The organism is Lysobacter enzymogenes (assembly GCF_900106525.1).
Classification (GTDB): Bacteria; Pseudomonadota; Gammaproteobacteria; order Xanthomonadales; family Xanthomonadaceae; genus Lysobacter; species Lysobacter enzymogenes.
Genome location: NZ_FNOG01000005.1, coordinates 321,764 through 346,412 on the forward strand (window position 1 = coordinate 321,764; position 24,649 = coordinate 346,412).

4 protein-coding genes (1 of these 4 only partly in view) are annotated in these 24,649 nt (G+C 71.1%); all 4 read right to left on the minus strand.

Annotated features, from left to right (window positions below; genetic code table 11):
- Tightly spaced (each overlapping or abutting the next), the 4 genes in view from BLU84_RS14490 to BLU84_RS14505 form a layout consistent with a single transcriptional unit that may run on beyond the window.
- Complete coding sequence (locus BLU84_RS14490) at positions 1-3,219, minus strand: efflux RND transporter permease subunit (protein ID WP_233431148.1); 3,219 nt, start codon at positions 3,217-3,219, stop codon at positions 1-3.
- Positions 3,212-5,020, minus strand: coding sequence for an ABC transporter ATP-binding protein (locus BLU84_RS14495; RefSeq protein ID WP_074868435.1), 1,809 nt, complete (start codon positions 5,018-5,020; stop codon positions 3,212-3,214). The genes BLU84_RS14490 and BLU84_RS14495 overlap by 8 nt, the downstream gene beginning before the upstream one ends.
- On the minus strand, positions 5,017-6,609 hold the full coding sequence (locus tag BLU84_RS14500) for an MBL fold metallo-hydrolase (RefSeq protein ID WP_139175009.1): 1,593 nt from the start codon (positions 6,607-6,609) through the stop codon (positions 5,017-5,019). Before BLU84_RS14500 ends, BLU84_RS14495 begins: the two co-directional genes overlap by 4 nt.
- Positions 6,606-24,649: the 3' portion of a non-ribosomal peptide synthetase gene (locus BLU84_RS14505; RefSeq protein ID WP_074868438.1), read on the minus strand. 7,567 nt of this gene lie beyond the right edge of the window; 18,044 of the gene's 25,611 nt are visible here — the last part of the coding sequence; its start codon lies off the right edge, out of view; its stop codon occupies positions 6,606-6,608. The genes BLU84_RS14500 and BLU84_RS14505 overlap by 4 nt, the downstream gene beginning before the upstream one ends.

A 24,649-nucleotide genomic window follows, 5' to 3' on the forward strand; every position in this document is an offset into this window, starting at 1 on the left:
TCATGCCGGCCTCCCCACTGCAGCGCCCGCCCGCGCTGCGCGCTTGAGCGCGCGCCGCTCGCGCCGCGCGGCCTTGCGCAGCGAGCGGTCGTGGTGCCACAGATAGATCGCCGGCGTGCTCAGCAAGGTCAGCAACTGCGACACCAGCAGGCCGCCGACGATGGCGATGCCCAGCGGCTGGCGCATCTCCGCGCCGACGCCGAAACCGATCGCCAGCGGCAGCGCCGCGCCGATCGCCGCCAGCGTGGTCATCAGGATCGGGCGAAACCGCACCAGCGCCGCCTCGCGGATCGCCTGCGGCGGCGCGAGGCCGCGCTCGCGTTCGGCGGTCAGGGCGAAATCGACCATCAAGATCGCGTTCTTCTTGACGATGCCGATCAGCAGCAGCACCGCGATCACCGTCATCAGGGTCAGCGGCGTGTGCGTGACCAGCATCGCCACGAACGCGCCCAATGCAGCGGCCGGCAGGGTCGACAGGATCGTCAGCGGATGCAGCAGGCTCTCGTAGAGCACGCCGAGCACGATGTACATCGCCGCCACCGCCGCCAGCAGCAGGATCAGGCCGTTGGATTGCGCCGATTCCAGGCGCTGGCTGTCGCCGTCCAGGCTCAGGCGGATGCCGGCCGGCACGCCGGCCTTCGCCACTGCGCTGCGGATCAGCGCCGCGGCGCGGTCGGGAGTGACGTCGCCGGCGAGGTTGTAGCGGATCTTGGCCGATTCGAGCTGGTTGTAATGGCTGACGCTGGCCGGGGCCAGCCGCGGCTCGACCCGCGCCAGCGCCGACAGCGGCACCATCGCCCCGCCGGCGGCGCGCACACGCGTCTGCAGCAGGCCTTCGATGCTGAGCCGGCCTTCGTCGGACGAGGTCAGCACCACCCAGTACTGGGCGATGTCGGAGTAGATCACCGACACCGTGCGCTGGCCGAACGCGCTGGCCAGGGCCGAGTCCACATCGCCCATGCTGACGCCCAGGCGCCCGGCGAGCGCGCGATCCACCTGCAGGGTCTGCTGCTTGCCGAGCGCGTCGTAGTCGCTGGAAACATCGCGGAACTGCGGCATCGCCCGCAGCGCCGCCACCGTCTTCAAGGCCCACGGCTGCAGTTCGTCGCCGCCCAGGCCGTTGACCAACTGGAACGAGAACAGGCCGCCGCTGCGGCCTTCGTCGCCGCCGAGCAGTTGCAACGGGCTCAGCGCGACCGACACGCCGGCCAGCTCGCGGTAGCGGCGGTCGAGCCGTTCGATCACCTGCTTGAGGCCGTCGGCGCGCTGCCTGGGGCCGGCGCCCTTGGGCTTGAGGTCGACGAACATGGTGCCGGTGCTGCCGACCGCGCCGCCGCCGCTGTCGGCGCCGAGGATGGTGGTGACGTGCAGCACCGCCGGATCGGCGCGCATGATCCGGATCAGGCCTTGCGCGTGCTCGCCCAGGCGCTCCGGCGAGACGTTGGTATCGGCGCGGAAAGTCGCCTGGAGCATGCCGGTGTCCTCCTCCGGCATGAAGCCGCCGCCGGCGCTCAGCAGCGTCGCCCAGGCCACGGCCAGGGTCGCCAGCAGCAGCAAGGCCGGCTGCCAGCGCATCAGCCGGCGGTGGCGCATCGCCCAGTCGAGCGCGCGCTCGTAACGCGCGTGCAGAGCCTGGTCGAGGCGCTGCAGCGCCGCTTCCAGGCGCGAGGGCTGCGGCGGCACCGGTTCGGGCGCGAGAAAGCGCGCGCACAGCGCCGGGGTCAGGGTCAGCGAGACCAGCGCCGAGATCACCACCGCCGCGGCCAGGGTCGCGGAGAATTCGCGCAGCAGGATCACCAGTTCGTTGTCGCCCAGCAGCAGCGGCGCGAACACCGCGATCAGCGACAGGGTGATCGAAACGATGGTGAAGCCGATCTCGCCGACCGCCGCAGCCGCCGCGCGCGCCGGCGGCAGGCCGAGCTCCATGTGGCGGACGATGTTCTCGATCACCACGATGGCGTCGTCGACCACGAAGCCGATGCACAGCACCAGCGCCACCAGCGACAAGGTGTTGAGCGAATAGCCCAGCGCCCACATCGCCACGAACGCGCCGGCCAGCGACAGCGGCACGCTGAGCATGGCGATCAGGGTCGGGCGCAGGCGGCGCAGGAACGCCAGCATGACCGCGGCGACCATCGCCACGCTCAGCAGCAGCGCGATCTCGACCTCGTGCAGGCCCGAGCGCACGGTCTGGGTGAGGTCGAACATCGGCACCACCGCGACATCGGCCGGCAACGACGCGCGCAGCGCCGGCAGGCGCGCGCGGATCGCCGCGACCGTGGCCACCGCGTTGGCGTCGGCGCGCTTGCCGACCTGCAGGGTCACCGCGCGGTGCGCGCCGAACCACGCCGCCTGGTAGCGGTCCTGCTGGCCGCTCTCGACCCGGGCCACATCGCCCAGCCGCACCGAAGCGCCGTTACGCACGGCGATCAGCAAATCGGCGAACTCGCGCGGTTCGCGCAGGCCGCTGTCGACCGCCAGGCTCATGCGGCTGCGGCCGTCGCTGAGCTGGCCAAGCGGCGAGACCACGTTGGCCGCGACCAGCGCATTGGCGACATCGTTGGCGAGCAAGCCCTTGGCCGCCAGCGAGGCGTTGTCCAGTTCGATCCGCACCGCGTGCGGCGCGCCGCCGGACACCTGCACCTGGGCGACGCCGGGAATCTGCGCGATCGCCGGCTTGAGCACGGTGTCGGCCAGGTCGTACAGGCGCTCAGGCGGCTGCGTATCGGACGTCAGCGCCACCATCAGCACCGGAATGGCGTTGGTGTTGGCCTTGAAGTATTGCGGCGGCGCCGGCATGTCGGCCGGCAAGTCCGGCGCGGCGTCGTTGATCGCGGCCTGCACGTCGCGCGCGGCCTTGTCGGCGCCGCGGCCGAATTCGAACGAGAGCTGGATCAGCAGCGAGCCTTCGCTGCTTTGCGATTCCATCGAGCGCAGCCCGGCGATGCGGCCTAGCCGGCGCTCCAGCGGCGCAGCCACCGTGGTCGCCATGGTCTGCGCGCTGGCGCCAGGGATCTGCGCCAGCACGGTGACGCCGGGGAATTCCAGCGACGGCAGCGCGGCCACGCCGAGCAATGCGTAAGTCCACAACCCGGCCAGCACCAGACCGAGGCCGAGCAAGGACAAACCGATCGGGCGCCGGATCAGCGCCTCGAACACGGCCGCGCCGCCGCGCCGCGCGCGTGCGCGGCGCGCGGCGCGTGGCGAGGCCTCAGCCACCGGCGCTCCCCACCCACTCCGCCGGCGCTTCCACCGCCACCGGCTCCGGCTGCTTCTGGAAGTAACGCGCCACCAGCCGTGCGTAATACGGATGGGTGCGGTTGAGCTCCTCGTGGTTGCCCATGCCGGAGATCCGCCCGCCTTCCAGGAAATAGATGCAGTCGGCCTGCATCACCGTGGTCAGGCTGTGGGCGACGACGATGTTGGTGCGGCCCTTCATCAGCTCGGCCAGGGCCAGCTTGACCTGATGTTCGGTCTCGCTGTCCAGCGCCGAGGTGGCTTCGTCGAGGATCAGGATGTCGGGATTGCGCAGGAACATGCGCGCGATCGCGATGCGCTGGCGCTGCCCGCCGGACAGGTTGTTGCCCTGCTCGATCAGCGCGGTGTCCAAGCCTTCGGGCATGCGCTCGATGAAGCCCGCCGCGCCGGCGCGCTCGGCCGCCGCCCACACCATCGCGTCGCTGTACTGTCCGCTCAGGCCGTAGGTGATGTTGTCGCGCACGCTGCCGGGCATGACCGGCGCGCCCTGGGCGACGTAGCCGATGCGGCCGCGCCACGAGCCCAGACTGAAGCGCTCGATCGGCTCGCCGTCGTACTCGATCGCGCCGCCGCTGGGCCGGTAGAAGCGTTCGATCAGCGACAGGATCGTGGTCTTGCCGTTGCCGCTGGCGCCGACCAAAGCGGTCGTAGTACCCGGCCGGAACACCAGATCGATCCCGCGCAGCACCGGCATCTCCTCCCCGCCCGGATAGGCGAAGGACACGTCGCGGAACACCAGGTCGCCGCGCTCGCGCTGCGAGGCGTCGCTGCCCTGCCCGTCGTCCTCGGCCGGCTCCTGCAACAAGGCCGCGATGCGGGTCGAAGCGCCCTTGGCCTTGTGGAACTCGGCGGTGAAGTGGGTCAGCTGCACCACGGGCGTTGCGACGTTGAGGATGTACAGCACGAACGCGGTCAGGGTGCCGATGGTGATGTCGCCGCGGCTGACCCGGGTGGCGCCGTAGACCAGGATCGCGATCACCGCGGCCATCAGCGCCAGGGTCATCAGCGGTTCGATCCAGACGTTGATCCGCGCCTGCCGCAGCCCGATCCGGCGGATGCCCTCGATCTCCTCGTCGCTGCGCCCGTGCTCGCGCGCCTCGGCGGTGAACGCCTTGACCAGACGGATCTCGGCGAACACGTGGGTGAGGATGCCGCCCAGGCGCGCGGTGCGGTCCTGGGTGCCGCGGGCCAGGCCTTCGAGCAGCATGCCCAACGGAATCACCAGCAGGAACGCCGCGCCCAGGCTGCCCAGCAGCATCAAGGTCAGGCGCAGGTCGAGCAGGAACAGCACGGTGATCGAACCGGCCAGCAGCAGCGCGCTGGTCAGCAGGTTGATCGCCTCGCGGGTGACCAGGTCGGAAATCGACTGGCAATCGTTCAACACCCGGCTGACCCAGTCGCCGCTGCTGCTGCGGTCGAACGCGGCGATCGGCAGGCCGACCACCTTGCGCACCAACAGCCGGCGCAGGTTGGCGACCACGCCGTAGCCGACCCGCGACAGCAGGTAGGCGGTCAGCGCCGAGGCCAGCGCGGCACCGGTCAGCGCCAGCGCGAGCAAGGCGATGTTCTGCGCCTGCACGCCGCCGCCCGGGATCTGGTCGACCACCTGCTTGGTCAACATCGGGAACGCCAGCGTGCTGGCCACCGCCAGCACCGAACTGGCGGCGGCCGCGGACAGCAGCAGCCGCGGCGGCCGCGCCGCCCGGATCAGCTGCGCCAGCGGGCCGCCGAACGGCCCTCGCCTCGCGCGGTCGCGCTTCACAGAAGCAGTTCCATCTTGCCGAACAGCAACTCGGCCTCGCGGCCGCGCTCGCGCAGCGCCTTCTCGACCACGCGCGCTTCCTTGAACTGGGTGGTCTCTTCCGAGTACAGGATGCTGGTGATATGGGTCAGCCACGGCTCGGCGCCCATCGCGTAGATGAACAAGCGCTCGGGATTGAAGTACTCGTGCATCGCCAGCGCCTTGGCCGAATCGCAACCGTCCAGGCGCCGCGACTGGTCTTCGCCGCGGGTCAGCATCTTCTGCAGCAGCGGGCCGTACAGCCAGGTCGCCGGCGCGCCGACGCATTCCATGCCCAGGAACAGGCAGTCGATCTTCGGGAACATGGCCTTCAGCGGCGCGTAGAACTCCGGCGCCGGCGGGTTGGAGTCGGCGAAGAACAGGTTGACCGACTTATTCATTTCGATCGCGAACACCAGCTTGGCGCGGATGTCCAGGTCGGCGTGCTCGCCGTAGAACGGCGCGCCGAGGATGCGCCCGCCTTCGAAGCTCACGCTCTCGTATTCGCTCAGCTCCACCACGTTCTCGAAGCCGCAGCTTTCCAGCATCAGCTTCAGCGACACGTCGGCCAGGCCGCCGCCGCCGGCGCGGCCGACCACCACCTGGCCGACCTTGTGGCGCAGGCGCAGCAGGGTTTCGAACACCACGTGGTCCTGGTGCGGATGGGTGATCAGCACGTAGTCGATGTGCGCCGGCAGATCGTCGAAGGTGAAGTGCGGGATCTCGGCTTCGTTGGGATAGCTGATCAGCGGGTCGATCAGGATGCTGACGCCGGCGCACTGGATCATCGCGCAGGCGTGGCCGAAGTAGCGGATGCGCGGGGTGTCCTGGGTCCACTCGGCATCGGCGGCGGCGGCCTTGGGCGGCTCCAGCATGCCCTTGAGCAGCGGGATCTCGCGCTCGGGCTCGCGCATGTACGGACGCAGGCGCTCGGCCAGCCCGTCGGGATCGCGGGTGCCGGCGTAGAGCTCGTCCCACAGCGGGTCGCCGAACGGCAGGCTCAGGGTCACCGCGGTCTTGTCGTTCTTGATCTGCGGCGTGCTCAGCACGAAGGTGCGCGGTTCGTAGCTGGCCTTCTCCAGCACCACGGTCTGCAACTGCGGCGCGTTGAGCGGGCTGTTGTAGAAGATCGACTCGATGAAGCGCGCGCCCGGCTGCTTGCTGACGTCGTAGGCGATGTCCACGCCGTAGCGGATCAGCTCGTCGACCTGCGAGTACAGCGCCGGCACGCCGCTGCCCTTGGCCTGGCTGAACAGCATCTGGTACATGTCGTTGATCGCATCGGCGCAGCGCAGGTGCAGCGCGCAGCGCTCCATGGTTTCGTCGCGGAAGCGGGCCATGTCGGCCGGGTCGCCGGTGTAGTTGATGAACGGGCCGCCCAGCAGTTCGGGCGTGTTCGACGAGACCAGGTGCTGCTCGGGATCGTCGATGAACGAATCCAGCATCGCCAGGTGCGCGTGCTTGGTGTAGAGGCCCAGAGTCAGCGGCGACATCAGGTAGATGTGGGCGAACCAGTTGTTGACCAGCGGAACGCTGCGCACATCGGCGGACAGAGACTGAGTGGTATTCATGGCGACTCGGCTTGGGTGGAAAGGTCTTTGGCCTGGGCGCCGGCGTCGTGCTTGCCGGCGTCGCGCTGCAAGGCAGCGGCCAATACGTGCGCGGGCCAGGCCGCGGCCGCAGCGGCCGCGATCTGCCTGACGTGCGGGGACTTCAAAACGCTCATGTGATCGCCTTGCAGGGTCTGCTCGCGCAGGCGCACGGCGTAGCGGCTCCAGCCTTCGGCGGCTTCGGCCGGCGACATCAGCGACCGCCGCACGGTCGGCGGCTTGGCCTCGGCCTGGGCGTTCAACAGCACGACTTCGCCCGGGTAATCGGCCTGCGGCTGGTAGCTGGCGTTCAAGTTGGCGGCGAACACCCGCAGCAGCGCCTGGAACTGCGCCAGCGTGGCCCGCGCCGGCATCAGCCCGGCGGCGACCATCGCCGCCAGGGTGCGGCGGTCGCGCTCGTCGCCGAGTTGATCGGCCAGCGCCTGCGTGTCCAGCGGCAGACGCTTGCCCAGGTCCATCTCCAGCAACTCGACGAACTGGGTCAGCACTTCCAGATGATCGGAGTGGCGCACCCGCTGCGGCGGTTCGCAGTCGACCAGGATCAGTGGGGCGACGGTTTCGCCGGCCTGATGCAGGCGCCGCGCCAGTTCGAACGCGATCCAGCCGCCGAACGAGTGGCCGAGCAGGTGGTAAGGCCCGCCCTGCCCCAGCGCGCGCACTTCCGGCAGCAAGGCCTCGACCGCGGCCTCGACGCTGGCGTGCGGGACGCTGCGGCCGTCGTGGCCGCGCGCCTGCAGGCCGATGATCGGCGTGTGCGCGCCGCAGGCCTGGGTCAGCGGCAGGAAGCAGCTGACGTTGGCGCCGGCGCCGGGGATGCAGAACAGCGGCGCGGCGCCGGCCTTGCCGGCCTGCACGGTGATCGCAGCGGTGTGCGCGGGCGACGGCGGCGGCGGATCGCGTTCGCCGTCGTTCAACAACCCGGCGATGGCCGCGGCCAAGGTCGCCGCCAGCGGTTCCTCCATGATCGACTTGTGGGTGCCGCCGATGCGGCGGATGCGCAGGTTGTCGCCGAGCAGTTCGGCCCAGCCGTGCGACGCGTCCTTGTCGGCGGCGATGTCGGCGGTGAACAGATGCACCGCGATCGGCAGCGGCTGCGGGCGATAGCTCAGGCAGGCCACCGACAGCCGCTTCATCAGCGCCGCGCGCCAGGTCAGCTCGTCGGCGCCGAAGCTCGGCGGCAGCCAGCCGATGCTGCGCGCATGCGCCATCGCCGCTTCGATGCTGCCGCGCTGCTCCAGCGCTTCGACGGCGTCCTCGTCCAGACTCGGGTCCAGATAGCGGATGTGGCTGAACAGGAAATCCCAGCGGAAGCGCTGCTCGTCCTGCGGCATGTCTTCCGGCCGCAGATTGCCCGGGCGGCCGCTGTCGATCAGGCCGAGGAACTCCACGCCCTCGTCCTGGGCCAGCAACTGCTCGGCCATCTCGTAGGCCAGATGGCCGCCGCCGGACCAGCCGGCGAGCCGGTACGGGCCCTGCGGCTGCACGCTGCGAATCACTTCGAGATAGCGCCGGGCCAGACTCTGCGCGCTGACTTCGCGCTGCGCGTCGGCGCGGTCGGCCTGGATGCCGTAGATCGGCAAGTCGTCGTCGAAATGACGCGACAGCCGCTCGTAGGACAGCACTTCGCCGGTGGGCTCGTGGATGAAGAACAGCGGCCGGCGCGAGCGGTCGCCGAAGCGGATCGGCACCAGATGCTGCGACAGCGGCGCTTCGCCGATGCGCTGGGCGCGCGCGGCCACCGCCTGCAGGGTCGGCGTCTCCAGGATGGTGCGCATCTCCACCTGCAGCCCGGCCTTGCGCAAGCGCTCGACCACGTGCACGACCAGCAGCGAATGCCCACCCAGGTCGAAGAAGCTGTCGTGGCGGCCGATCGGCTCCACTTGCAGCAGCTCGCTCCAGATCCGCGCCAGCACCTGCTCGGTTTCGCCCTGCGGCGCCTCGAACGGACGCTGCGCATAGGCCTCGCCGTCCGGCGCCGGCAACGCGGCGCGGTCGACCTTGCCGTTGGGCGACAGCGGCAAGCGCTCCAGCACCACGCAGGCGGCCGGCACCATGTACTCGGGCAGCTCGCGCGCCAGTTCGGCGCGCAGCTCGGCGATGGCGGCGATGCCCTCGCCGGCCAGATACGCGACCAGGCGCCGGTCGCCCGGACGGTCTTCGCGTGCCAGCACCACCGCTTCGCGCACGCCGGGCTGGCGCAGCAGCTGCGCCTCGATCTCGCCCAGCTCGATGCGCTGGCCGCGGATCTTGACCTGATGGTCGTTGCGGCCGAGGTACAGCAGGCTGCCGTCGGCCTGCCAGCGCGCCAGATCGCCGGTCTTGTACATGCGCGCGCCGGGACGCAGCGAGAACGGGTCGTGGACGAAACGCTCCGCGCTCAGTTCCGGCCGGTTGAGATAACCGCGCGCCACCTGCACGCCGCCGATGTGCAGCTCGCCGGCGCTGCCGGCCGGTACCGGCTGGCCGTGGCGGTCGAGCAGATAGATCGCGGTGTTGGCGATCGGACGGCCGATCGGGATGTTGTCCGGCAGTTCGTCCGTGTCGCAGGCCCAGGCGGTGACGTCCACCGCCGCTTCGGTCGGGCCGTACAGGTTGTGCAACTGGGAGTGCGGCAACAGTTCGCGGAAGCGCCGCGCCAATGCGCCGGGCAGCGCTTCGCCGCTGCACATCACCCGCACCAGGCCGCGGCATTGCGCCGGGTCGGCCAGTTCCAGGAAGGCCTGCAGCATCGACGGCACGAAGTGCATCGTGGTGATGCACTCGCGCTGCACGGTTTCGGCCAGGTACTGCGGGTCCTTGTGCCCTTCCGGCCGGGCCATGAACAAGCGCGCGCCGGTCATCAGCGGCCAGAAGAATTCCCACACCGACACGTCGAAGCTCGACGGGGTCTTCTGCAGCACGCTGTCGCCGCCGTCCAGGCCGTAGGCCTCCTGCATCCAGCGCAGGCGGTTGACCACGCCGGCGTGCTCGTTCATCGCGCCCTTGGGGCGGCCGGTCGAGCCGGAGGTGTAGATGACGTAGGCCAGATGCGAATCGCGCAGGCCGGTTTCGGCCGGGGCCAGATCGCCGTCGGCGTAACCGCTCCATTGCGCGGCATCGGCGTCGACGTCCAGCACCGGCCATTGCGCTTCGGCCGGCAGACCGGCGCGCACCGCGCTATGGGTCAGCAGCGCCTGCGGCTGGCAGTCCTCGAGCATGTAGACCAGACGTTCGGCCGGATAAGCCGGATCCAGCGGCACATAAGCGCCGCCGGCCTTCAGCACCGCCAGCAGCGCGACCATCATCTCCAGCCCGCGCGGCATCGCCACCGCCACGCGCCGGTCCGCACCGACGCCGAGCGCGCGCAGATGCCGCGCCAGCCGGTTGGCCTGGGCGTTGAGTTCGGCGTAGCTCAGGGCGCGGCCGTCTTCCGCCACCGCCACCGCCTCGGGCGTGCGCGCGACCTGCTGCTCGAACAGCTGATGCACGCACTCGCCTTGCGGATAAGCGCGCTCGGTCGCGTTCCAGGTCTGCAACGCCTGCGTGCGTTCGGCCGGGGCCAGGATCGCGATGCGCTCCACCGGCTGCGCATCGTCTTCGACCATGCCGTGCAGCAGCGCCTTGAGGTAACCGACGTGGCGCTGCAACGTCGCACGGTCGTACAGGGCGGTGGCGTATTCGAAGTTGCCGACGATGCGGCCCTCGCGTTCCTGCAGGCCCAGCGACAGGTCGAACTGGGCCACGCGGCGCTCGCCTTCGTCGAGGTCGCGCAGTTGCAGGTCGCCGAACGCCGTCGCGTTTTCATCGGGCTGCGGCGTGTTCTGCCAGGTGAACATCAGCTGGAACAGCGGGCTGTGCGAGAGCGAGCGCACCGGCTTGACCGCTTCGACCACCTGCTCGAACGGCAGTGCCTGATGCGCCTGCGCTTGCAGCACTTGCTCGCGCACCCGCGCCAGCAGTTCGCCGACGCTGGGATCGCCGCTCAGGTCCAGACGCAGGGCCAGGGTGTTGACGAACAGGCCGATCAGCGGCTCGACCTCGACCTGGTCGCGGTTGGCCACCGGCGTGCCGATCACCACCTCGTCCTGCCCGGCCAGACGCGCGGCCAGCGCCGCCCACGCCGCGAGCACGGTCATGTACAAGGTCGCGCCGTGCTTGCGCGCCAGCGCGCGCAACGCGTCGCTGAGCGCTGCATCGAGCTCCAGCTCGACGCTGGCGCCGGCGTAGTCCTGCACCGGCGGACGCGGCCGGTCGGTCGGCAGCGCGATCAGCGCCGGCGCGCCGGCCAGGGTGCGGCGCCAGTACTCGCTGTGCTCTTGCTGGGCGTCGTTGTCGAACCACTGCCGCTGCCACAGCGCGTAGTCGGCGTACTGCACCGGCAACGCCGGCAGCGGGTCGCTGTCGGTCGCCGCGCCGTCGACGGCGTAGGTGCGGTAGAGCTCGCTGAGCTCGCGCGTCAGCACGCCCATCGACCAGCCGTCGGAGACGATGTGGTGCACGGTCAGCAGCAGCACGTGTTCCTGCTCGCCCACGCGCAGCAAGCGCGCACGCGCCAGCGGGCCGGCGGCGAGGTCGAACGGCGCGTCGAATTCGCGCTGGGTCGCCTCGGCCAGGACGCCGGCGCCGGCGTCGCGCAGATCCTCCTCGATCAGGGCGAAGCCCGCCGCCGCGTCGATCACCTGCACCGGCTGGCCTTCGCTGCGTTCGAAGCGGGTGCGCAGCGACTCGTGCCGTTGCGCGATCCGGTCCAGCGCCGCGCGCAGGGCGCGCCGGTCCAGTGCGCCGATCAGGCGCAGGCCGCCGGCCATGTGATAGGCCGCGCTGGCCGCCGCGTCGAGCTGGGCGATGAACCACAGACGCTGCTGCGCGAACGACAGCGGCAACGGCTGCGGCCGCACGCCGGCAACGATCGCCGGCAACGCCGCCCCGCCCTGCCGCGCCGCGGCTTCGGCGAAGTCGCTCAGCACCGGGTGGGCGAACAGTTCCGGCAGGGCCACGTCCAGGTTCAGGCGTTGGCGCAGGCGCGCGGTCATCTGCAAGGCGAGCAGCGAATGGCCGCCCAGGTCGAAGAACTGATCGCCGCGGCCGACCCGTTCGACCTGCAGCAGTTCCGCCCAGATCTGCGCGAGCGCGGTTTCCACCGCGCCGACCGGCGCTTCATACGCGCGCGGGCCGAAGGCATCGCCTTCCGGCGCCGGCAATGCGCGGCGGTCGAGCTTGCCGTTGACGGTCAGCGGCAGACGCTCCAGCGCCACATAGGCCGCCGGCACCATGTACTCGGGCAGCGAGGCCTGCAGCTTGGTGCGCAGCGACTGCGCGTCGGGCGCGCCGTCGCCGGCAACAAAGTACGCGACCAGACGCTTGTGGCCCGGCACGTCCTCGCGCGCGGTCACCGCCGCTTCGCGCACGCCGTGGCATTGCGCGAGCTTGGCCTCGACTTCGCCCAGTTCGATGCGGAAGCCGCGGATCTTGACCTGATCGTCGTTGCGGCCGAGGTAATCCAGGCTGCCGTCGGCGCGCCAGCGCGCCAGGTCGCCGCTCTTGTACATGCGCGCCTGCGGATCGCCGGCGAACGGATCGGACAGGAAGCGCTCGGCGGTGAGTTCGGCGCGGCCGTGATAGCCGCGGGCGACGCCGCTGCCGGCGATGTACAGCTCGCCGGTCGCGCCTTGCGGCACCGGTTCGCCGTGCGCGTCGAGCAGGTAGATGCGGGTGTTGGCGATCGGCCTGCCGATCGGGCAATAGCCGGCCTCCTCCAGGCACTGCGCGGCTTCGTGCACCACGCAGCCGACCACGGTCTCGGTCGGGCCGTATTCGTTGACCAGACGCGAATCCGGGCTGATCCGCCGCCACAGCGCCACCGTCGCCGCCGGCAGCGCTTCGCCGCCGACCACGAACAGCTGGCCGGCGCAGCGCTGGCCCAGCGTTTCCAGGCGCTCGCCGAGCGCGCGCAAATGCGAGGGCGTGATCTTGATCAGCTGCCCCGGCGCGGCCGCGACGATCCACTGCTCCAGGCCCGCGAGCTCGTCGCCTTCGCGCAGCAGATGCGCCGCGCCGCCGCCGATCAGCGGCAGGTAGACGCTGGTGACGGTGGCGTCGAAGGCCACCGGCGAGGACACCACCGAACCGATCGGCGCGCGCTCGGCGTAGTACTGCCACGCCCAATCCAGGTAATGCGCAAGCCCGGCGTGCTCAACCAGCACGCCCTTGGGCTTGCCGGTGGAACCGGAGGTGTAGATCACGTAAGCCAGATGGCGCTCGTTCAAGCCCAGCGCGGCCGGATCCGGATCGGCGTCGGACAGGCGTTGCCACGGCGCATCGGCCTCGTCCACCAGCACGATGCTGGCGGTCATCAGCGCGCGGCTCGACGGCAGCGTGTCTTCCAGCGAGGTCTGGGTCAGCACCGCCTTGGGCTTGCTGTCGTCGAGCATGAACGCCAGACGCTCGCCCGGATACTGCGGATCCAGCGGCACGTAGGCGCCGCCGGCCTTGAGCGTGGCCAGCATCGCCACGATCAACGCCGGCCCGCGCTCCAGCAGCAGCGCCACGCGCTGGTCCGGACGCACGCCCGAGGCGATCAGGTGATGGGCCAGACGATTGGCGCGCGCGTTGAGTTCGGCGTAGCTCAGCTCGCCGCCGTCCCAGCTCAGCGCGGTCGCCTGCGGCGTGGCCGCGGCCTGGCGTTCGAACCAGGCCTGCGCCAGCGGCTGCGCCGGCGCGGGCTGCGCGGTGGCGTTCCACTCGTGCAGCACCCGTTCGCGCTGCGGCGGCGACAGCAGCGGCAGACGCGCCAGGCTGGTCTGGTCGTGTTCGACCATCGCCCGCAGCAGGGTTTCCCAATGCCCGATCCAGCGCTCGATGGTGGCGCCGTCGAACAGCGCGCTGGCGAACACCACCTCGCACTCCAGCCGGTCTTCGGTTTCGGCCACCGACCACCACAGATCGTTCTGCGCGACCGCCTCGTCCACCGGCAGGGTGCCGATGCTCAGGCCCGGCAATTCCAGGCCGGCGTCGGCCATGTTGTGCATCACGAACACGACCTGATACAGCGGCGTGTAGGCGAGGCTGCGCACCGGCTTGAGCGCTTCCACCACCTGCTCGAACGGCAGGTCCTTGTGCGCCTGCGCGCCCAGGGCGATGTCGCGCACGCGGCCGAGGAACGCGGCCACGCTGGGGTCGCCGCCGAGGTCGAAACGCAGGGCGACGTTGTTGATGAACAAGCCGATCAGCGGTTCCAGCTCGGTGTGGTTGCGGTTGACCATCGGCGTACCGATCACCACCTCGCCCTGCCCCGACAAGCGGCCCAGCAGCGCCGCCCACGAGCCCAGCAGGGTCATGTACAGGGTGGTGCCGTGGCGCTGGCCGAGCTCGCGCAGGGCCCGCGCCAGTTGCGCGTCGAGGGTGAAGCGGCGGCGTTCGCCGGCGTGCTCCTGCACCGCCGGGCGCGGCCGGTCGGTCGGCAGCTCCAGCAAGGCCGGCGCGCCGCGCAGGTGCTCGGTCCAGTAGCGCTGCTGGCTGTGCAGCAGCGCGCCGTCGAGCCAGCGGCGCTGCCACAGCGCGTAGTCGGCGTACTGCACCGGCAGCGGCGGCAACGGATCGGCGTCGCGCGCGGCGGCGTCGGCCGCGTAGGCGCGGTACAGCGCGCCGAGTTCTTCCACCAGCACGCCCATCGACCAACCGTCGGAGACGATGTGGTGCATGGTCAGCAGCAGCGCGTGATCGTCGTCGGCCAGGCGCAGCAGGCGGCCGCGGATCAGCGGGCCGCGGCTGAGGTCGAACGGCGCGCGCGCCTCGCGCTCGCCGCACGCGGCCAGTTCGGCCTGCGCGTCGGCGCGGTCGCTGAGGTCTTCGTGCGCCAACGCGAAGCCGGCATCGGCGAGGATGCGCTGCACCGGCTGGCCGTCGACCGTGTCGAAGCGCGTGCGCAAGGCCTCGTGGCGCTGCACGATCCGGTCCAGCGCCGCCTGCAGTGCGGCGTGGTCGAGCGCGCCGCGCAGGCGCAGGCCGCCGGCCATGTGGTAGGCGCCGCTGGATTCGGCGCCCATCTGGGCGATGAACCACAGCCGCTGCTGGGCGAACGACAACGGCAGCTCGGCCGGACGCAGGCCGGCGCTGAGCGCCGGCAGCGCGGTCTGCGCCGATGCGGCGACGTGGCTGGCGAATCCGGACAGCACCGGATCCAGGAACAGCGTCGCCAGCGGCACCTCCACGCCGAGGCGTTCGCGCAAGCGCGAACCCATCTGCACGGCGAGCAGGGAATGGCCGCCGAGTTCGAAGAAGTGATCCTGTCGGCCGACCTTTTCGACCTGCAGCAGTTCCGCCCAGATCTGCGCCAGGGTCTTTTCGACCTCGCCCTGCGGCGGCTCGTAGCCGCGCTGCGCATAGGCCTCGCCGTCCGGCGCCGGCAACGCGGCGCGGTCGATCTTGCCGTTGGGCGTCAGCGGCAGCTTGTCGAGGACGACGTAGGCGGCCGGCAGCATGTAGTCGGGCAACTCGCGCGCCAGCGCGGCGCGCAGTTCCGCCGCCGACGGCAGCGCGTCGGCGGCGGTGCCGACCAGATAGGCGACCAGGCGCGGCGCACCCGGCTGATCCTCGCGGGCGTGCACCACCGCCTCGGCCACGCCGGGCTGTTGCGCGAGCCGCGCCTGGATCTCGCCCAGTTCGATGCGGAAACCGCGGATCTTGACCTGATGATCGTTGCGGCCGAGGAACTCGACGCTGCCATCGCCGCGACGGCGGCCGAGGTCGCCGGTGCGGTACATGCGCGCGCCTTCGCGCCCGGCGAACGGATCGGGCACGAAACGTTCGCGGGTGAGCTCTTCGCGCTCCAGATACCCGCGCGCCACGCCGTCGCCGCCAATGAAGATTTCGCCGGCGACGCCTTGCGGCACCGGTTCGCCGTGCGCATCGAGCAGATAGATCGCGGTGTTGGCGATCGGATGGCCGATGCCGCCGGGCGCGGCGTCGGCGCGGACCGGGTCGATCATCGACCACACCGTGGTCTCGGTCGGGCCGTACATGTTCCACAGCTCGCCGACGCGCGGCAGCAGTTGCGCGGCCAGATCCGGCGGCAGCGCTTCGCCGCCGATCAACGCCTTGAACTGCGCGCCGCCGCGCCAATCGGCTTCCAGCAACAGGCGCCAGGTCGCCGGCGTGGCCTGCAGCACGGTCGCGCCGCTGGTTTCGATCAGGTCTTTGAGGCGTGCGCCGTCCACGGCCTGCTCGCGCTCGGCCAGGACCACGCGCGCGCCGCGGATCAGCGGCAACCACAGTTCCAGCGCAGCGATGTCGAAGCTCAGCGTAGTCACCGCGAGCAGGCGGTCGCCGCCGTCCAGGCCGGGACGCTGGGCCATGCTGGCGAGGAAATTCGCCAGCGTGCGGTGCTCGATCATCACGCCCTTGGGCAGGCCGGTGGAGCCGGAGGTGTAGATGACGTAGGCCAGTTGCGAGGGATTTGCTTGCGCGGCTTCGGCCTCGACCGCATCGGACACAGCCGATTCGCCGGCCTGATCGCGATCGATCTCCAACACCGCCAACGACGCATCGAGCGGCAGCCGCTCGCGCACCGCGCTCGTGGTCAGCAACGCCTTGGGCGCGCTGTCCTTCAGCATGTAGGCCAGACGCTCGGCCGGATACGCCGGGTCCAGCGGCACATAAGCGCCGCCGGCCTTCCAGATCGCCAGCAGGCCGACCAGCATCAGCGGCTCGCGCGGCGTGGCGATGGCGACGCGGTCGTCCGCGCCCACGCCCAGCGCCCGCAGGCGCCGCGCCAGCGCTTCGGCGCGGGCGTCGAGTTCGGCGTAGCTCAGGCGTTGCGCGCCCTGCTCCACCGCTACTGCGTCGGGAGTCGCCGCGGCCTGGCGTTCGAACAGACGGTGCACGCACTCGTCGCCGGCGAACGCGGTCGCGGTGTCGTTCCAGGCGTGCAATTGCTCGTGGCGTTGCGCTTCGTCGAGCACGGCGATGCGCTCGACCGCGCGGCCGTCGTCCGCGGCCATGCCGCGCAGCAGCGCCTTGAGGTAGCCGACATGGCGCTGCAAGGTCGCGTGGTCGAACAAGGCAGTCGCGTATTCCAGGCTGCCGACGATGCGGCCGCCGTCTTCGCGCAGGCCCAGCGACAGGTCGAACTGCGAGCTGCGGTGCTCGCCGTCCTCCAGGTCGCGCAGTTGCAGTTCGCCCAGCGCCAGCTCCGGCTGCGGCGTGTTCTGCCAGCTGAACATCAGCTGGAACAGCGGGCTATGCGCGAGCGAACGCACCGGGCGCAGGGTTTCCACCACCTGCTCGAACGGCACGTCCTGGTGCGCCTGCGCCTGCAGCACCTGCTCGCGCACCCGCGCCAGCAGATCGCTCACCGTCGGCTGTCCGCTCAGATCCAGACGCAGCGCCAGGGTGTTGACGAAGAAACCGATCAGCGGTTCGACCTCGACCCGGGCGCGGTTGGCGACCGGGGTGCCGATCACCACCTCGTCCTGCCCGGCCAGGCGCGCGGTCAACGCCGCCCAGGCCGCGAGCACAGTCATGTACAAGGTGGTGCCGTGCTTGCGCGACAGCGCGCGCAGCGCGTCGCTGAGCTCGGCGTCGAACTCCAGGTCCAGGCTGGCGCCGGCGTAGTCCTGCACCGGCGGCCGCGGCCGGTCGGTCGGCAGCGCGATCAGCGCCGGCGCACCGCTCAAGTGGCCGCGCCAGTAATCGAGCTGGCGCTGCTGCACCTCGCCGCTGAGCCAGCGGCGCTGCCACAGCGCGTAGTCGGCGTACTGCACCGGCAGCGCCGGCAGCGGATCGATGTCGACCGCCACGCCGTCGAGCGCATAGGCGCGATACAGCTCGCTGAGCTCGCGCACCAGCACGCCCATCGACCAACCGTCGGAGACGATGTGGTGCACGGTCAGCAGCAGCACGTGCTCCTGCTCGCTCACGCGCAGCAGGCGGCCGCGCGCGAGCGGGCCGGTGGCCAGGTCGAACGAAGTCTCCGCCTCGACCCGGGTCCAGTGCGCGATCTGCGCCGGCGCGTCGGCCGGGTCGAGCGCGTGCTGCTGCAGTTCGAAGCGGCCCTGCGCATCGATGAGCTGCGCCGGCTGGCCGTCGATGGGTTCGAAGCGGGTGCGCAGCGCCTCGTGGCGTTGCGCGATGCGGCGCAGCGCGGCTTGCAGCGCCACTGCGTCCAGCGGGCCGTGCAGGCGCAGCCCGCCGGTCATGTGATAGGCCGCGCTGGCGGCCGAATCCATCTGCGCCAGGAACCACAGGCGCTGCTGGGCGAACGACAGCGGCAGCGGCTGCGGCCGCTCGCCGGCCGCGATCGGCGGCAGCGAACCGCCCTGCTTGAGCGCGGCGATGCGGGCGAAATCCTTCAGCAGCGGCTGGGCGAACAGATCGGCCAGGGCCACGTCCAGGCCCAGGCGCTGCTGCAGGCGCGCGGTCATCTGCAACGCCAGCAGCGAATGGCCGCCGAGTTCGAAGAAATGGTCCTGGCGTCCGACCCGCTCGACCTGCAGCAGTTCGGCCCAGATCGCCGCCAGTTCGCTCTCCACGCCGTCCTGCGGCGCTTCATAGCCGCGCTGGCCGTAGGCATCGCCTTCCGGCGCCGGCAAGGCGTTGCGGTCGAGCTTGCCGTTGGTCGTCAGCGGCAGCCGCGCCAGCATCACGTAGGCGGCAGGCACCATGTAGTCGGGCAGCTCCCGCGCCAGCGCTGCACGCAGCTCCGGCGTGTCGGGCACGTCGTCGCCGACCAGATACGCGACCAGACGCTGGTCGCCCGGAGTGTCCTCTCGTGCGATCACCGCCGCCTCGCGCACGCCCGGCAGACGCGCCAACTGCGCTTCGATCTCGCCGAGTTCCACGCGGAAGCCGCGCAGCTGCACTTGGTTGTCGATACGGCCGAGATAGATCATCTCGCCCGAATCCAGGGTTTTGGCCAGATCGCCGGAGCGGTACAAACGCCCGCCGGGCTGGAAGGGATCGGGCAGGAAGCGCTGGCGGGTCAGCTCGTCGCGGTTGAGATAGCCCTGGCCGACGCCGAGGCCGCCGACGTACAGCTCGCCCGGCACGCCCGGCGGCAGCAGCCGCTGGCGTTCGTCGAGCACATAGGTGCGCGTGGTCGGGATCGGCACGCCGATGTTGCAGGCGCCGCTGTCCAGATCCTCGCGCTCCAGCCGCTTGAAGGTGACGTGCACGCAGGTTTCGGTGATGCCGTACATGTTGACCAGGGCGACGTGCGGATGCGCGTCCTGGAACGCGGCGAGCCGCGACGGGCTCAGCGCCTCGCCGCCGAACACCACGTAGCGCAGCGCGCGCAGGCCCGGCGGATCCTGGCGCAATGCGGCGTCGGCGAGGTGGTAGAACGCGCTCGGGGTCTGGTTGAGTACGCTCACGCCTTCGCGTTCCAGCAGCGCCAGGAAGCGCTGCGGATCCTTGCGCTCGGCCTGCGCCACCATCGCCAGGCGGCCACCGTACAGCAGCGCGCCGTAGATCTCCCACACGGTGAAGTCGAACGCGTAGGAGTGGAACATCGACCACACGTCGTGTTCGTCGAAGCGGAACTGCAGGCGGTCGTTGATCAGCAGGCGGACCACGTTGCGGTGGCTCAGCAGCGCGCCCTTGGGCCGTCCGGTCGAGCCGGAGGTGTAGATCACATAGATCGGATCGTCGGCGCCGGCCAGCGGCGCCGGATCGGCCTCGCTGGCTGCGGCGAGAGCCTCGGTCTCGTTGTCCAGCGCGATCGCGGCGACGCCGCAGTCGGGCAGTTCGGCGGCGCGCGCGGCGCTGGTCAGCACATAACGGCAGCCGCTGTCCTCCAGGGTGAAGCGCACGCGGTCGGCCGGATAGTCCGGGTCGATCGGCACGTAGGCGGCGCCGGCCTTGGCCACCGCCAGCATCGCCACGATCATCTCCGGGCTGCGGTCCAGGCACAGCGCGACGCGCTCGCGCGGCGCGATGCCGCGCGAGCGCAGCAGGTGCGCGAGGCGGTTGGCGCGGCGGTTGAGTTCGGCGTAGCTCAGGCGCTCGTCGCCGAGGTTGACCGCGATGCGCTCGGGCGTGCGCGCGACCTGCTCCTCGAACAGCTGCGGCACGGTCTTGTCGCTGGGATAGCCGGCGTCGGTGTCGTTCCACGCCAGCAGGCGCGCGCGTTCGGCCTCGTCCAGCAGCGCCGCGTCGTCGATGCGCGCGGCCGGATCGTCGGCGCCGGCGCGCAGCAGGCGCACGAAGTGGCCCATCATCTGCTCGATCAGCCAGGCGTCGAAGAAGTCGGCGTTGTAGGCCAATCGCGCCTGGAAGCCCTCGCCTTCGGGGTAGAGCTGCAGGTGCAGGTCGTACTTGCCGTGGCCGAGGTTGGTCTCCAGCAAGGTCGCAGCGATCTCGCCGCTGCGCAGGCTGCGGCCGCTGCGCTCGTCGTACTGGAACAGCACGTCGAACAGCGCGGTGCGGCTCATGTCCTTGATCGGGTCCAGCGCCAGGGTCAGGCGTTCGAACGGCAGGTCCTGGTGCTGCAGCGCGCGCCGGCGCTGGTGCGCCAGCGCCTGCGACAGGCCGTCGAAGTCGGTGTGCGGGTCGATCCGGGTGCGCAGCACCAGCAGATTGGCCAACGGCCCGACCAGCCCGTCGAAACCGGGACGCGCGCGGCCGTCGGCGCTGACGCCGATCACCAGTTCGTCGTGGCCGGTGTAGCGGCGCAGGAAGGCGTGGAAGCCCGCCAGCAGCACGTCTTCGACTGCCAAACCGCGTTCTTGCGCGCGCCGGCGCAGGCGCGCGCCGAGTTCGCCGTCGATGGCGAAGGCGTGGCGCGCCGCGGTGTAGGTGTGCACCGCCGGGCGCGGCCGGTTCAGCGGCAGCTCCAGCGCCTGCAGGCGGTCGTGCAACTGCTGCTTCCAGTAACGCAGGCCGGTGTCGACGAACTCGGCCGGCTGCGCGGCCTGCCAGCGGGCGAAATCGCCGTATTGCAGCGGCGCGGGCGCAGATGCCGGCGTAGCGCCTGCGGCCAACGCGGCGCAGGCCTCGACCAGTTCCTGCGCCAGCGTCTGCAGCGACGCGCGGTCGGCCACGATGTGATGAACGACCACGCACAGCAGCGCGCGGCCGGCGCCGCGCCACAGCGCGGCGCGGACCAGACGGTCGCGGCCGAGCGCGAACGGCCGCGCGGCCTCGGCCAGCGCGGCCTCGAGCGGGTCCTGCTCGCGCAGGTCGATGCAGTCCAGCGCGATCGCGCTGTCGCGCTCGGGCTGGCTCCACACCGCCGTGCCGTCGCTGCGGATCGCGGTGCGCAAGGCTTCGTGGCGCGCGATCACCGCGTTCAGCGCGGCCTCGATGGTGCGCGCCGACAGGCCCGGATCGAATTCCAGCAGCAGCGGCAGGTTGTGGTAGACCGGCGAATGCGCATAGACCTTGCCGGTCTCGAACGCATCGATGAACCACATCCGGTTCTGATGGTACGAAAGCGCGCGGCGCTCGCTCTCCGGCTCGGCCGAGGATGCGACTTGCGGCTCAGACGCAGGCAACGCCGCGGGCAAGGCCAGCGTGCCCGGCAGCGCCAGTTCGTCCAGGCGCGTCTGCGGCGCCGCGGCCAGTTCGCCCAGCAGCGCGTTGAAATGCGCGGCCAGCCGCTCGATGGTGTCGGCGTGGAACAGCGCCTGCGCGTACTCGTACGCCAGGTGCAGCCCGCCGTCGCGCTCGGTCACATAGACGGTGAGATCGAACTTGGCGGTGTGCTCCGGCGCCGGCAGCGCCTGCATCGCCAGCCCGGACAGCTCCAGCCGCTCCATCGGCATGTTCTGCATCAGCAGCATGACCTGGAACAGCGGCGGCATGCCGGCCTTGCGCGCCGGCTTGACCGCATCGAGCACGCGCTCGAACGGCAGGCCCTGGTGGGCGTAGGCGCCGAGCAGGTTGGCGCGCACCTGGCGCAGCAAGTGTTCGAAACGCTGCTGGGGATCGATGCGGGTGCGGATCGCCAGGGTGTCGAGGAACAGGCCGATCATCGGCTCGAGCTCGGCGCGGTCGCGGTTGGCCACCACCGTGCCCAGGCAGATGTCGCTCTGCGCGTTGTAGCGCGACAGCAGCACGCTCAGCGCCGCGGTCAGCACCATGAACGGGGTGGCGTGCTCGCGCCGGGCCAGTTCGGCCAGCGCGGCGCTGGCCGCGGCCGGCAGCGCGGTTTCGAACATCCCGCCCTTGAAGTTCTGCTCGGCCGGGCGCGGCTTGTCGATCGGCAGCGCCGAGGTCGCCGGCGCGCCGGTCAGGTGCGAGCGCCAGTAATCCAGATGGCGGCGCTCGTTGTCGGCGTCCATCCCCTCGCGCTGGGCCAGGGCGTAGTCGGCGTATTGCAACGGCAACGCCGGCAGCGGATCGACCGAGTGCGCGACGCCTCCGGCGGCGTAGGCGCGGTACAGCGCGCCCAGCTCGTGGATCAGCACGCCCATCGACCAACCGTCGGAGACGATGTGGTGCATGGTCAGCAGCAGCGCATGCTCGTGCTCGCTCACCTTCAGCAGGCGGCCGCGCACCAGCGGGCCGGCGGTCAGGTCGAACGGTTCTTCGGCCTCGATCTCGCTCCAATACTCGATTTCCGCGGCGCTGTCGGCGGCCGCGCCGATGTCCTGGCGCAGCAGGGCGAAGCCGGCGGCGGCGCCGATGCGCTGCACCGGCTGCCCGTCGACCACGGCGAAGTGGGTGCGCAGCGCTTCGTGGCGCTGCACGATCCGGTCCAGCGCCGCCTGCAGCGCGTCCACGTCCAGCGGCCCGAGCAGGCGCAGCCCGCCGGGGATGTGGTAGGCCACGCTGGCCTGCGCGCCCATCTGCGCGATCATCCACATACGCTGCTGGGCGAACGACAGCGGCAGCGCCTGCGGGCGCTCGCCGGCGCGCAGCGGCGTCGACGCCGCCGCACCGCCCGGCCGCGAAGCCAGCGCGGCGAACGCGCTCAGCACCGGCTGGGCAAACAGATCCGACAACGCGATTTCCAGGCCGAGCCGCTCGCGCACCCGCGAGCTCATCTGCACCGCCAGCAACGAGTGGCCGCCGAGTTCGAAGAAGTGGTCCTGCCGCCCCACCCGCTCGACCTGCAGCAATTCTTCCCAGATCCGCGCCAGCGCGGTCTCGACCTCGCCCTGCGGCGCCTCGTAAGCGCGCTGCGCAAAGGACTCGCCCTCCGGCGCCGGCAGCGCGCGGCGGTCGAGCTTGCCGTTGCGGGTCAGCGGCAGCGCGTCGAGCGCGACGTAGGCCGCCGGCACCATGTACTCGGGCAGCTCGCGCGCCAGCGCGGCGCGCAGGCCGGCGCTGTCGGGCAAGGCGTCGCCGACCACGTAGGCGACCAGGCGCTTGTCGCCCGGGCTGTCCTCGCGCACGTGCACCACCGCCTCGCGCACGCCGGGCACGCGGCCCAGTTGCGCTTCGATTTCGCCCGGCTCGATGCGGAAGCCGCGGATCTTGACCTGCTGGTCGTTGCGGCCGACGAATTCGATGCTGCCGTCGGCGCGCCAGCGGCCGAGGTCGCCGGTGCGGTACATGCGCGCGCCTTCGCGTCCGGCGAACGGATCGTCGAGGAAACGCTCGGCGCTCAGTTCGGGGCGGTTGAGATAACCGCGCGCCACGCCGGCGCCGCCGATGTAGAGCTCGCCCGGCACGCCCGCCGGCACCGGCTGGCCGCGCGCGTCGAGCAGATAGACCGAGGTGCCGGCGATCGGCCGGCCGATCGGCACCGATGCGGCGTCGGCGGCGATGCGCACGATCTCGCAGGTGGTGGCGTAGGTGGTGGTCTCGGTCGGGCCGTAGCAATGGATCAGGTGGCGCGGGCCGCCCTGGGCCAGCACCGCGGCGAACTTGGAGGCGTCGGCGCGTTCGCCGCCGCACAACAGGTAACGCAGCCCGGCCAGCGCTTCGGGAATCGCCAGCGCGTACTGGTTGAACAAGGCGGTGGTGACGAACATCGCCGTCACCTGCTGTTCGCTCAGCGCCTGGGCCAGGCGCTGGGGCGCGATCAGCACGTCGGCGTCGATCACCACCAGAACGCCGCCGTTGAGCAGCGCGCCCCACACTTCCATGGTGGTGGCGTCGAAGGCCGGATTGGAGGCGAACGCGATCCGGTCGCTGGCGTCGAACGGCGCGTAGCCGTTGTCGCGCACGACCCGGCCGATGGCGCGGTGCGGCACCATCACGCCCTTGGGCTGTCCGGTCGAGCCGGAGGTGTACATCACATAGGCGATGGCCTCGCTGTCGATCCGGCGCTCGGGGTCGTGCTCGGGCTGCGCGCGCAGGTCGAGCGCGTCCAGGTCGATGCGGCGCGCGCCGTCCAGCGCCGGCGCGGCGTGGCCGCTGCGGCTCAGCACCAGCGCCGCGGCGCTGTCGGCGAGCAGGAAGGCCTGGCGCTCGGCCGGCGCGTTCTGATCGATCGGCACATAGAACGCGCCGCACTTGAGGATCGCAATCTGCGCGGCGACCAGGTCGATCGAGCGCTCCAGCAGCACCGCGACCGCATCGCCCGGGCTCACGCCCTCGGCGATCAGGCGATGCGCCAGCCGGTTGGCCGAACGGTTGAGTTCGTCGTAGCCGATCCGGCGGCTGCCGTGGACCACCGCGACCGCATCGGGCGTGCGCGCGGCCTGGCGTTCGAACAACTCGTGGATGCAGGCCTTCTGCGCGTACTCGGCGCCGGCGGCGCCCCAGGTGCGCAGCAGGCGCTGGCGTTCGGCCGGCGCGAGCGCGTCGATCCGCCACGACGGCGTCTGCGGCGCGTGTTCCAGCGCCTGCACCGCCTGCTCCAGCACGCGCTGCAGGTAGTCGCAGACGCGGCCGGCGTCGACCTCGGCCACGACTTGCAGGCCGAGATGGAAATCGCCGCCGAGGTCGTCGACCGACAGGCTCAGCGGATAGTTGTGGCGCTCCTGCGCGGCCAGCACTTCGATGCCGGCGCCGAGCGCAGCGGCATCGTCGTCGGCGTGTTCGAGCGAGCTGTGGCGGTAGTTGAGCAGTGCCGAGAACAGCGGCGTCGACGCCGGCAGCGCGCTGCAGCGCTGGGCCAGCGCCAGCGGCGCGT